Annotated in this window: 11 protein-coding genes; 3 read left to right on the forward strand and 8 right to left on the reverse strand. The window is 27.4% G+C overall.

The window, feature by feature from the left end; translation table 11 throughout:
- Positions 1 to 126: 126 nt before the first annotated feature.
- The 5 genes from HCG76_RS12830 to HCG76_RS12850 all read right to left on the reverse strand — a co-directional run bounded on the left by HCG76_RS12830 (position 127) and on the right by HCG76_RS12850 (position 6,030).
- Positions 127 to 267, reverse strand: coding sequence for a Spo0E family sporulation regulatory protein-aspartic acid phosphatase (locus HCG76_RS12830; RefSeq protein ID WP_221700844.1), 141 nt, complete (start codon positions 265 to 267; stop codon positions 127 to 129).
- A 30-nt stretch (positions 268 to 297) separates the two neighbouring features.
- Positions 298 to 2,376: a beta-galactosidase gene (locus HCG76_RS12835; protein ID WP_221700843.1), complete on the reverse strand. Its 2,079-nt coding sequence runs from the start codon at positions 2,374 to 2,376 to the stop codon at positions 298 to 300.
- 158 nt (positions 2,377 to 2,534) lie between these two features.
- Entirely contained in the window at positions 2,535 to 4,076 is a 1,542-nt protein-coding gene (locus tag HCG76_RS12840; RefSeq protein ID WP_221700842.1) for an ABC transporter substrate-binding protein, read from the reverse strand.
- A 52-nt stretch (positions 4,077 to 4,128) separates the two neighbouring features.
- On the reverse strand, positions 4,129 to 5,025 hold the full coding sequence (locus tag HCG76_RS12845) for a carbohydrate ABC transporter permease (RefSeq protein ID WP_221700841.1): 897 nt from the start codon (positions 5,023 to 5,025) through the stop codon (positions 4,129 to 4,131).
- Between the two features lie 12 nt (positions 5,026 to 5,037).
- Positions 5,038 to 6,030 (reverse strand): ABC transporter permease, encoded by a 993-nt coding sequence (locus HCG76_RS12850; RefSeq protein WP_221700840.1) that lies wholly within the window; start codon positions 6,028 to 6,030, stop codon positions 5,038 to 5,040.
- A 233-nt stretch (positions 6,031 to 6,263) separates the two neighbouring features.
- On the opposite strand from HCG76_RS12850, the gene HCG76_RS12855 reads away from it, so the two are divergent.
- From HCG76_RS12855 to HCG76_RS12865, 3 genes are all read left to right on the forward strand, one after another.
- Positions 6,264 to 7,796, forward strand: coding sequence for a response regulator transcription factor (locus HCG76_RS12855; RefSeq protein ID WP_221700839.1), 1,533 nt, complete (start codon positions 6,264 to 6,266; stop codon positions 7,794 to 7,796).
- Between the two features lie 128 nt (positions 7,797 to 7,924).
- Positions 7,925 to 9,598: a sensor histidine kinase gene (locus HCG76_RS12860; RefSeq protein WP_221700838.1), complete on the forward strand. Its 1,674-nt coding sequence runs from the start codon at positions 7,925 to 7,927 to the stop codon at positions 9,596 to 9,598.
- A 28-nt stretch (positions 9,599 to 9,626) separates the two neighbouring features.
- Positions 9,627 to 10,316, forward strand: a complete 690-nt coding sequence (locus tag HCG76_RS12865) for a YesL family protein (RefSeq protein ID WP_221700837.1) — start codon at positions 9,627 to 9,629, stop codon at positions 10,314 to 10,316.
- 78 nt (positions 10,317 to 10,394) lie between these two features.
- Here the strand turns inward: HCG76_RS12865 and HCG76_RS12870 are convergent, their stop codons facing one another.
- The 3 genes from HCG76_RS12870 to HCG76_RS12880 are packed head-to-tail and all read right to left on the reverse strand — an operon-like array spanning position 10,395 to position 13,300.
- Positions 10,395 to 11,117 (reverse strand): glycerophosphodiester phosphodiesterase, encoded by a 723-nt coding sequence (locus tag HCG76_RS12870; protein WP_221700836.1) that lies wholly within the window; start codon positions 11,115 to 11,117, stop codon positions 10,395 to 10,397.
- 24 nt (positions 11,118 to 11,141) lie between these two features.
- A complete protein-coding gene (locus HCG76_RS12875) occupies positions 11,142 to 11,927 on the reverse strand; it encodes a Cof-type HAD-IIB family hydrolase (RefSeq protein ID WP_221700835.1) in 786 nt (261 codons plus the stop codon).
- A 32-nt stretch (positions 11,928 to 11,959) separates the two neighbouring features.
- Positions 11,960 to 13,300: an ABC transporter substrate-binding protein gene (locus HCG76_RS12880; protein WP_221700834.1), complete on the reverse strand. Its 1,341-nt coding sequence runs from the start codon at positions 13,298 to 13,300 to the stop codon at positions 11,960 to 11,962.
- Positions 13,301 to 13,306: the final 6 nt, after the last annotated feature.

Here is a 13,306-nt window from a genome sequence, read left to right on the forward strand (position 1 = left end):
TGTACAATTATTTTTTTGAAAATATAGAAAAAGAGCTATCGCTAGCGGATTTTTTTACCCGCTATTGCGACAGCTCCTTTTTTAAATATATGATTATTTTTACTTTAAATCTTTTAATCTACTCTCTTATCTAATTTGTCTCTTTAAAATAAATATATCTAATCTTTTACTAATATTAATTGTTTTTTCATTATTAATACCCAATATATCAATTGTATCATACAATATTGATTTTAACGCAAATATTATTATTTCTAATACTTTCATTCAAATACAATCTCCTTTGTTAAAGTATTATTATCTTTTTAAAACACGCACATCAAATCTATTTAATTTTACTTCTCCACTTACCACTTCATTAGTAAGCATATCTATATATTCTTTTTCATCTAATAAAACTTTCTTGCTTTCTTCAGTGAAGTTCATAACAAATACATAATCACTTTCTCCATCAGTTCTCATTTGTGCTGTCACTCCAAGAGGTAATTCTGTATTTATTACTGGTTTTATCTCCAAATCATTTATCACCTTAGTAAAGAATTCATTATCAAAATCATTATCTGTTCTTGCTGCTACATAATAAGCTTTACCACATCCATAATTATTAACTGTTAATGCGGGCATTCCAGCATAATAATCATTTTTATACGTTGCTAATACTTCTGCGGTTTCAACATGAATTACATCACAATAATCTCTTAACTTGTAAGATCCACTAGCCCCTAAAGTATTATCTTCTTTAAACTCTAAATAATTTTCATCTGAATCATATAATGTATCAATTTCTTCTGCCCAAATTCCAGTTACATCTCTTAATGGACCTGGGAATCCACCTAAGAAGCATAAATCATTTTCATCAACTAATCCACTAAAATAAGTTGTAACTAAAGTTCCACCATTTTTAACAAACTCAGTTATTCTTTCAGCGACACCTGGTCTAATCATATACAGCATTGGTGCTACAAGAAGTTTATACTTTGAAAAATCACAATCCATATTTATTACATCTACAGAAATACCTTTTCTCCAAAATACCTTATAATAATCCTCTACTGACTCAAAGTAGCCCTTATTATCATTTTTAAGACCTTGACAATCATCAATTGCCCACCTATTTTCCCAATCATAAATTACTGCAACTTCTGGTTCCACACTTGTTCCAATTAAATCACTTAACTTTTCTAATGTAGTTCCTACTTCTGTAACTTCCCTAAATACTCTTGTATTTTCATGCCCACAATGATCAACTACTGCTCCATGGAATTTTTCTGATGCTCCTCTTCCTTTTCTCCATTGGAAATATTGAACAGAATCTGCTCCATGAGCTACTCCTTGAAGTGATGATAATAAATGCATTCCTGGTCTTTTAGTCTTATTTACTTTATGCCAATTAACTAAGCTTGGTGTACTTTCCATTATTAAAAACGGTTGTCCACCTTTTAATGTTCTATATACATCATGTACAAAACTTACATTTGCAGCAGTATCCCAAGTTGTTTCAAAATCATTATGCCAAGCTGGATAGTTATCCCATGATACAACATCAACTTCTTTTGCAAATTTCCAATAATCTAATCCATTAAATAAAGTCATCCTCGGATAATCTCCCATAAAGTTAGTTGTAACTTGTACATTAGGGGTTATTTCTCTAATTGGCGCAATTTCATTCTTATAAAAATCTATAGTTTGATCAGTAGCAAATCTCTTCCAATCAAGGTTATGTCCATGAACAAACTCTTCACCATGATGTGCTGGACTTTCTATTTGTGACCAGTTAGTAAACTTATGACTCCAGAAACCTGTCCACCAAGCTTTATTTAATTTATCTAAATCATTTTCATATTTAACTTTTAACCATTCTCTAAAAGCTTCTTGACAAAGTTCACAGTGACATTCTCCACCATATTCATTAGATACATGCCACATTATTAACGCCGGATGATCCTTATATCTTTCTGCTAATATCCTATTAATTTCTGAAGTCTTTTCTCTATAAATTGGTGATGTAAAGCAATGATTATGTCTTTGCCCATGAAGTATTCTCTTTCTATCTGACCATACTCTTAAAACTTCTGGATACTTTTCTGACATCCAAGCTGGTCTAGCTCCACTTGGTGTAGAAAGTATAACATGTACACCTGCTTCAGCCATATCATCCATTACTTTATCAAGCCATTCAAATGTGTAAACTCCTTCTTCTGGCTCTATAGCACTCCATCCAAAAATATTTATAGAAACGCAATTACAATGTGCTAATTTCAATAATCTAACATCCTCTTTTAATATTTCGGGATAATCAAGCCATTGATCTGGATTATAATCTCCTCCATGTAAAAATCCTTTAACTTTTTCATTAACTGGTTTAAATTTTCTCATAACTACTTTCCTCCAGATTAAAATTTCCTTTTTAATTTATATGTTATATTAAATTCAATTACTTTTCTTATATGTCATATTAGTAAAATAGCAGGTGACTCTAATTTTACTTAATTTAAATCACCTGCTTAACACACTATTAAAAGTGATAGAGAGAGCTACTTATATTCTTTAACAAACTCTTTTGCTTGTCTTTGACATTCTTCTAATATTTTATCAAATCCTGCTTGTGTTAATTTTTCTCTAAATTCCTTAACACCCGCTTCTACATCATCAACCATCCCTAAATCTAATGGTACTCCATATTGAGTTATAACATTACCTACTGCTGCCATTTCATTTTTAACATTTGAATCATCAAATGAAAATGCTGCTAAAGGATTTGAAACTGTATATTCCTCAGACCATTTATTTATAGTTTCTTGAACTATTTCAGGCTCTGTAGATGATCTACGAGCAAATTCAGTAGTATACCAGCCCCATGGACAAACTTCACCAGCTGGAAAAGCTTCACTAGCAGCTAAAGATGTATATTCATCATCTGCAGAATTTTCCCAATGAGTTCCTTCAATACCATACCAAGTTAAGTTATTAATTTCTTCATCATATCTTAATAATTCAATAGCCATTAATGCTCTTTCTGGATTCTTTGAGCTAGCATTTATAGCAATACCATTATTTGTATAAGGTTGAACTACTCTATTTATACCTTCACTTAAATCTAGCAATGTTGCATTCCAATCTGGATTAGCTGCATTCATTTCAACAGTTCTATTAGCTACAGTACTAAGATTCCAAGTCATTATTGCAGTTTTTCCTGCTACGAAATCTTCATCTCTAGTAGCTTGACTTGAAATTGAGTCGGCTGCCCAGTACCCCTTATCTGCAAATTCTTTCATCTTTTTCACATATTCTAAATATTCAGGAGTGTCAACAAAGGCAAATACTTCTCCAGATGTATCATTTACATCATATCCAATTGATGGTGTTGGTGCTCCACTAATAGTTGAAAATCCATTTTTCTCAATCATATATGGCCATTGTAAATTTTGTCCTCCTCCGTTGGCTATTACCTTTATTCCATTTCCTGATTCACCTTCTGCCACAGCGCTCATAAATGCTTCAAGCTCATCATAACTATTTATAGATTCAAAACCATATTTACTAGCTAAATCCCCTCTATAAGCAAATACATTTGTTCCATATTCATTTCTATCATTTGGAACCATATATACTTTTCCATCAACCTTAGCTTGACTCCACGCATCTTCTGGTTCATTTTCATAAATTTGTGGTGCATATTCTTTTAATAATTCATCTGTTAATTCTAAAAATCCATTTTTAGTAGCAACTTGACTATAATATCCCCATCCTGCTGCTGTGAATATTAAGTCAAAATCCTCACCTGATTGGAATAATAATTGATATTTAGTAGTCATATCTGACCAAGGAATAAAATTCACCTCTAATGTTGCATTTATTTCTTCCTTCATTCTTTCATTAACCTTTTCATAAACTGAATCAAAATCTTTAGGTTTATCTCCAATTAAATACATTTTTAATTTTACTTCTTTTAATTCAGATGAGCTTGATGCTACATTTCCACTATTGTCTTTCGCTCCACATCCAACCATGAATGTACTTAACATAAGTATACTTAATCCTACTGCTGCTAATTTCTTTACTGTTCTTCTTATCATTGTAAAAATCCCCCTCATAATTTAAATTTCTAAACCATATATATTTTCTTCTTTATCCTTTTACTGCTCCTATAGTTACACCACTTACAAAATATTTTTGTATAAATGGATAAACTAATATTATAGGACCTGTTACTATAATAGTTAATGCCATTTTTAATGATTCACTTGGCATATTAATTGTAGAACCTAATGAAGTTCCACCACCAGCCTGGGCCAGTATTGTCTTATATGCTTCTATATTGTTTACAATTTTATATAAGTAATATTGGAGTGAATATAAATTTTCGTTATTTATAAATAACATTGAGTTATACCAATCGTTCCAATATCCTAAAGCAATCATCATTCCAATTGTTGCTAATGCCGGCTTTGCTAATGGTAAAATTATCTTTACGAATATTGTAAAATCTCCAGCTCCATCAATCTTAGCAGATTCTGTTAAAGCTTGTGGAATTCCTCCCATATAGCTCTTCATAATAATTATATTGAAAACACTTAACATTGGTGGTAATAATAAGGATAAATAACTATCTTTTAATCCTAAATATTTAACCATTAATATATACCAGGGAACTAATCCACCACTAAATAACGTTGTAAAGTAGAAGAAAAATGATACTTTATTTCTCCACTTAAAATCTTTTCTTTGTAATACATAAGCTGTCATTGCCACTATAAATAAACCAATTGCTGTACCAATTACAGTTAAACTTGCTGTTACGCCATAGGCTTTTAATATTGCTATAGGCTCTTTTAATGCTGTTTTATATGCTTCTATTGATAATTCCTTAGGAAAGAATGAAAAACCATTTGCAACTATTTCCGATTCCGCTGTAAATGAACCTATTATTACCATTAAAAACGGTATTAAACAAACTAATGCTACTATTGAAATTACAGTGTAGCTTATAATATTAAATGCCTTTATATCTTTTGACTTTTTCATCTTTTATACCTCCTAGAATAATGAATAATCAGGATCATATCTTTTAACTAAGAAATTAGTAAATACTATTGTTATAAAGCAGAATACTGATTGATATAACCCAGCCGCTGCTGACATTCCAACTTCTCCTGATTGAATAAGAGATCTAAATGTGAATGTATCAATAACATCTGTAGTATTAAATAACGGTCCATTATTACCTACAAGTTGATAGAACATTTGGAAATCCCCTCTAAAGATATTTCCTACTGCTAATAATGTAAGAATTATTAATGTTGGTACTAAACATGGAATTGTAACTCTAAATATTCTTTGGAATATATTTGCACCATCAATTTCTGCTGCTTCATATATTTCTGTGTCAATTCCCATTATTGCTGCTAAATATAGTATGGTTCCATATCCAACATTCTTCCAAGCTGAGAAAAACACTAAAATAATTGGCCATACCCATGTTGTCCCGTAGAAGTTAATCTTCTCACCACCTAGCTTAGCAATTAAAGCATTTATTGTACCATATTCAACATTCAAGAAATTGTAAGCTATCATACCAACAACAACCCATGAAATAAAGTACGGTAAAAACATTGCTGTTTGAGTAATCTTTTTAAAGAACTTTCCTCCAATTTCTGAAATTAATATCGCTAATCCCATTTGTAAAACTGTATTTATTATTATAAATAATACATTATAGAAAATTGTATTTCTTGTAACAGTCCAAGCTTGTCCTGAAATAAAGAAATACTCAAAATTATCAAACCCAACCCATGGACTTCCAAAAATACCATCTCTAAAGTTATAATTTTTAAATGCTACTACAGCTCCACTCATTGGTAGATAACTAAATAAAAAGAAATAAGCAATTGCTGGAACAATCATAAATATTAATATTTTATTTCTTTTAAATTGCCTTACAAAAGAAGATTGTTGATATAAAGTGTCTTCTTTTTTGTTTTTAGAAAAAAATCCATTTTTTAATTTTTTACTTTCTAATCCCTTCTCCATATATATCCCCCTTAAGTTATCGTTTTCACTTCTTGAGTTAATGATATCATCTAGGAATATATAATTTATTAGTAAAATAATTAGATGATAGTAAAATATTATTATCTTTTTACTACCATATTAATTTATTAATTCACTTTTTTTGTAATAATTTGTTTTTTATTATTTTTTATTGGAAATTTAAAATAATAGTGCTATAATTTTAACATATTTTGTATAAGGAGGTATAGAGTATGATTAAACTTTTAATCGCAGATGATGAAAGTTTTACTCGTCAAGGCATAGTAGAAACAATGCCTTGGAAAGATTTAAACATTTATGATATTAGAGAAGCTTTTGACGGGGAAAATGCATTTGAAATATTAAAAGATTTTGAGCCTGATATTATATTGACAGATGTAAGAATGCCACGTTTAAATGGAATAGAACTCTCTTTTAAAGCCAGAGAATTATATCCCAACTGTTCTATTATATTTATGAGTGGTTATTCTGATAAGGAGTATTTAAAATCAGCTATTCACCTTAAAGCCATTAGCTACGTCGAAAAACCAATAGACTTAGAAGAATTAGAAGAAGCTCTTAAATTTGCTGTATCTGAAGTTCAAAAATCTAAAGTAATATATAAAAACATTAAGAATAATATTGTTTTAGACTTGCTAGATGCAAATAATAATGAAATTGATATATTACTATCATCTCATTATTCTTCAGATTATTATAAGCAATTATTAGACAAGCCCTCTGTAATCGTTTTTTTAAATTTAATAAATCCAATTTCCTCTGATGAAAACTTATTCATTGACGAGTTAAAAAAAATAATTAGTATTTATAAGTTAGAGTGCCTTATTTCATTTATTAACAAAAAACAAATTTTAATTAATTTATTTTTACCAACAAATAATTCATTGTTTATTTATAGTAATGAATTTAATTCACTACTATTTTCGATTAAGGATTATATAAAGTTATCTACTCCATTATATATTTGCATAGGTAGTGTAGTTAAAAATATTTATAATGTAAAATCCTCTTATGACAATGTATGTAAGATAGTTAATTCTACATTTTTCTATAATTATAATTCAGTTTTATATTTTGATAACTTAACTACTACATATATTGTTAACGATGATATATATGAAAACTTCCAAAAATATTTAGGAGAAGAAGATAAGAAAAGTTTAATTTTATTAATAAAAAAAATTACATCTGAAATTAAAAATTATCCTAATACTTCTATAAGCTATGTAAAAGATATCTACTATAACTTATTATTAAAATTAATTAATTTTTCAAAAGATAGAAATTTAGATTTTTCTATATATATCGATAATAACAGTATTTTTGAAGATATTTTGCAATTTAATAATATCTATGAAGTTAATGACTACTTATTAGATTCTATAGATAATCTTTTCAAACTGCTAACAGAAAAGAATAATAGCAATAAACCTATATTAAATATATTAAAATTCATACATGAAAATTATTCAAATGTTAATCTATCATTAGAAGAAATAAGTAAAAACATATTTTTAACACCAGCTCATATATGTGTTATTTTCAAAGATAATACTAATACAACAGTAAATAAATATATCACTGAGTATAGATTAGATAAAGCAAAAGATTTGTTAAAAGATCCTTCAATAAAGATGAGTGAAATAGCCTCTAAGGTAGGATATAGAGATGGAAACTATTTTGCAAAAACATTTAAAAAAGAAGTTGGATACAGTCCTTCTGAGTATAGGCGTAAATTCACATAATGAAAAATTTTATATTACAAAAAATTACTTTCTTTAAAAATTTGAATTTAATTCAAAAATTCTTATTGACATATTGTATATTAATTTTACTTCCTCTTACTATTTTATTTGGATACACATACACGAAAATGTCACAAATTATTGAAAGTAATATACTAAATTCTACAGATCAAGCTTTTGACCAGTCTATAGATTTTTTAACATATAAATTTTATAGAATATTTGATATATCTAATAGCTTAGCTATAGACGAAAATATCGTAAATATACTTAGAAATGACCCTAATAATTATTTATTATCAGATCAAATAGGCCATCTTTCATATTTAAGATTATTTCTTTCAGCATATGAAGATGAATCTGATGTATCTAATATAAGTCTATTTGTAAACAATGATTTTATTTATTCTAATGATAATAAAAATATTTTTAGTATGTCTTCACTATCTGGAACTAAGGCAATGGACATAATTAATTCTACTAATTCCAGATTTATATGGGGACCAGTTTCATACTTTAATAATTATAGTTTTAGTAACAATAACTCTGAATACTTATCACTATTTAAAACTATAAAAAGTCCAGATAATTTTGCTGAAGATATTGGATATTTAAAACTAAATTTTAAAAAATCATTAATTAGAGATATAATTACAAAAATCAATTCTATTCCTAATAGTATGAGTTATATTATAAATTCTGAAGGAATTATTATTTGTTCTTCAGATGAAAATGAAGATTCTAAAATTATTAATGATATATATAAAATTCAAAACTACTCAGATAGTAATGAAAAATTTATTACAACTAAGTTTAACAATGATAAAATCTATATCAAAAGTTCCTTAATAGACAAAACTGACTGGTATTTAGTAACTATTTTACCTGAAGCAAGTATTATTTCAGAAATAAACTCTCAAAGAATTTATTTATTTTTAATAGTTATTATTTGTGGTGGAACCTCAATTGCATTAGCATTTTATTTTGTTAATTCAATAAATAAAAGACTTTCAAAGGTTATAACAGGCATGCATTCTGTACAATCTGGTAATTTAGATCATTATATTGAAAATACTAGTAATGATGAACTTGGAGAATTAATAGATAGTTATAATTATATGATTGGTAAAATGTCTATCTTAATAGAAGATCAATATAAACTTGGTAAAAGTGTTAAGAATGCAGAATTAAAAGCTTTACAGTCTCAAATAAATCCACATTTTTTATATAACACATTAGATATGATAAATTGGATGTCTTATAAAAAGATGAATAGAGAAATAAGCGTTGCTGTAAATACTTTAGCTAAATTCTATAAGTTATCTTTAAATAAAGGCAATGATTTAGTCTCTATTAAGAATGAATTGCAACATGCCACCTTATATGTAAAAATTCAAAATATGCGATATAATGATAGAATTTCATTAAAAATTAATGTAGATGATGAAATTAATGATTATTTAATTCCTAAAATAACATTACAACCAATATTAGAAAATGCTATTAATCATGGAATACTTGGCAAAGGGCAAGGTAATGGTATTATCTCTATATTAGGTTATTCTATTGACTCACATATAGTTTTAATAGTTGCCGATGATGGCATTGGTATGAAAGAGGAATCTATTAATTTACTACTTACAAATAAATTATCTTCTTCTAAAGGAAGTGGATATGGATTAAAAAATATAAATAAACGAATTAAACTTTTATATGGCGAAAGCTATGGTCTTTCATTTAAAAGTAGTTATGGTCATGGTACATCAGTAACAATTAAAATTCCTAAAATAAATGTAGAATAAAATATATTTTAAATTTGGAGGATTAAATATGAGTAAACAAAGAGAATTTTATGATAAACCCCTATTTTCACTAGCTAATTATATTATATGGATTTTACAAGGTGGAATTTATTTTATAGCACTTAATATTCCACTTATATTCTTCTACACAATAACTTCATTTGATGTTAGTCAATTTAATATAGCCTTATTATTTATATGCTTTTTACCATTTGGATTAGCTCTTGGTGCTTTATATTCTACAATGGGTGAAATAATTAGAGAAAAAGACATTTCTTTTTCTTCTTATTTCTTTAATTCCTATAAAAATAATTTTAAGTCTAACCTTAAGCTATGGCTAGTACAACTAATCTTATTAACTGTAATGTTTGTAGATTTTCAATATTTTTATTTTAATAGTCCATCTATAGGACTTCATATTGTATTTCTAATACTAGGAATATTTATACTTATATTAGGAGCATATGCATTTCCTATTAATTGTAGATTTAAACTTAAATTAAAGGATTTGTTTGCATTATCTTTCTACTATTCAATAAAGAAATTTCCTACTACAATATTAAAAATAATTATAACATTATTAGTATTTTTTATAGCTTCTAAGCTTCATGTATTATTAGTATTATTTATACCAAGCATCTTATGCTATGTTTTCAGCTTATATGATAGACCTATTTTTGAAGAGCTTGAAAAAAGATTTGAAGCTCAACAAGCTTAATAAAAATTACTTGTAAAATTAAAATTGCTATATCAAAACTTACTTTTGATATAGCAATTTTTTTATAAATTTATCTCATTAAATTGAATCAATTATTTCTTTTAACAAATCTGGGTAATCAGTAAATATTCCGCTAGCCCCTGCTTTTATCAACATTCTCATATGAATTGGGCTATTAACAGTATATACATTTACTTTTATATTATTTTCTTCAGCTTCTTTTATAAGTTCTTCTGAAACTAATCTAATATCAGGATGTATTGCATATGCTCCGTAACTCTTAGCATATTCAACTACATTTTCTATGGGCTTATAATATAATAATCCTGTTTTAAAGCTACTATCTATTTCTCTACATATTTTTATAGATTCATGATTAAAACTTGATAGTATTATTCTATCCTTTAATTCATACTTATTAACAAGTTCAATTACATCCTTTTCTATTCCATTATAATGTATTTCATCTGTCTTTAATTCTATATTTAATATTATATTAGATGCTTTAACAACATCTAGAACCTCTTCTAAAGTTGGTATTCTACATTCTAAACTATCTGCAAAATTTTTATTTCTACACTTAAATTCCTTTAGCTCTTCTAAAGTAAAATTTTTAACTAAACCCTTACCTTTAAATGTACGTTCAATATCTTCATCATGTATAACTACAAGTTTATTATCTTTAGTTTTGTGAACATCAATTTCAAGCCCATCTGCTCCTGTTTTAATTCCTTCTTTTAATGATAATATAGTGTTTTCTGGAAAATACTTACTAGCACCTCTATGAGCAAAATTTATCATAATATCGCTCCCCTTTAATATTTATTATATTATTTTTAATGTTTTTAAAGCATTATATACACCCCTTTGATTAATATGATCAGTTACTAAATTAGCCTTTTCCTTTAATTCTTTACATCCGTTTCCCATTGCTACACCAAAATCAACCTCTTCAAACATCTCTAAATCATTAAATCCATCACCAAAAGCATAATACTTTATACCTTCTTCATGATTACTATTTCTAATATATCTAATTGCACTACCCTTTGTACATTCTTTATTAAATATATCATATCCCTCTTCAATATCTATTAATTTTACAAATTTAAATTTATCATACTTCTTCTTTAATTTATTAATATCATTACTATTAATCTTTGCATTTAACTGAAATACTTCATAATCATAAATATTACTCAATACTTCATCTTCAAGTTTATCAATTTTCATATTATATTTTTCTGAAAAACTTCTTACCCAATTATTTTCTATCTTCCCAATACTTCTATCTAATAAATGTAAACAATACGGAATATTATTACATTCAAAATATTTTACCATATCTTGTACTATTTTTCTATCCATACACTTTTTATAAATAACTTTATTATTTACCGTTATTAAAGCTCCATTGGCACTTACTATTGTATTAAACATGTTATAGAAATTTTCCTGCTTTACCATAGCAAGGGATCTCCCCGTTGCTATGGCTACATTTATTCCATTATTTTTACACATTTTTATTGCTTTAATAGTATAGTCACACATTACATTTTTTTCTCTACAAACTAATGTGTTATCTACATCGAAAAATATAGTCCTTTTCATTTTATTTCTCCTTTGATTGTTTGTACTATATATTATTTATTTGACTTATTATATTTTTCTAATGCACTATTAATTGTTTTTGCCATATTTTCTACAGCAACTTCAGATGTTATTTCACTATTTAATACTTTTTCAATATTTTCTTCTATTGCTGCTCTAGCCTCTGGGAATACACCTAAAACTGCTCCTGAATTATTATTATCTTCTCTTAATTGTTCTATTGCAGTCTTAAATTGTGGATTTGCATCTAAATATTCAACCATTTCAGGTAACTCATACGCTTCTGTTGAAACTGAGAAATATCCTGTTGCTTGAGCCCATTTAACTTGTGATTCAGCTGATACCATAAACTTAATAAATTCAAAAGCTGCATCTTCTCTCTCTTCATCATCTTTATCCATTATCCATAAAGATGCTCCACCAACAGATACTCCCCCTTTATCACCTTCTAAAACTGCTGGGAAATAGGCTGTTCCTAATTCAAAACTATCTCCAATTTTACTCTTTAAATCACCTAAATTCGCAGTTGAAGCAACCATCATAGCTACGTTTCCTGATGAAAAAGCATCTAATGTATTTTGACCATCTCTACCAAAGTTACCAATAACACCAGAGTCTACAAGCGACTTCCATCCTTCAACAATATTTAATGCTCCATTATTAGAATCAAATACTACTTTTGTAGCATCTCCCTCTCTTCCATTTCCTTCATTAGCATAATCTAATCCTTGCTTAATTAAGAATTGTTCAAAAAACCATCCATATATTTGCATTGAATATCCGTATCTTGTTACTTGATCTCCATTTTTAATAGCTAATTTATTAGCTACTTCAATTATTTCATTAAAATTTGTTGGCAGATCATTTTCTGTTAAGCCAGCTTCTGTTAATGCTGTTTTGTTATAAAATAAAATTGGTGTTGAACTATTAAATGGCATTGAATATAACTTTCCATCTATAGTATAATAATCAGCTATGTTTTCCTCTAATTTTGATATATCATAATCATTTTTATCAACTATATCTTGCATTGGAATAGCATATTCACTATCTATCATCCATTTAGTTCCTATATCATATAACTGCATGACATCTGGTCCTGAATTGCTTAATGCTGAACTCTTAAGTTTATTAATTGAATCATCATATGATCCCTGATATTCAGCTACTACTTTAACTTCTTCTTGTGAATTATTAAATTCTTCTACCAATGAATTTATTGCTTCTCCACCTTTTCCTCCCATAGAATGCCAGAATGTAATTTCGGTACTTTCAGTTGTTTTATTAGAACCTACTTGTGTACTTGAACAACCCATTAATGCGGTAATTCCTAAAATTGTCGTTAATGTTAATGCTATTATTCTTCTTTTCATATTTAC

This window comes from Clostridium sp. K13 (genome assembly GCF_019734195.1).
GTDB lineage: Bacteria > Bacillota > Clostridia > Clostridiales > Clostridiaceae > Clostridium.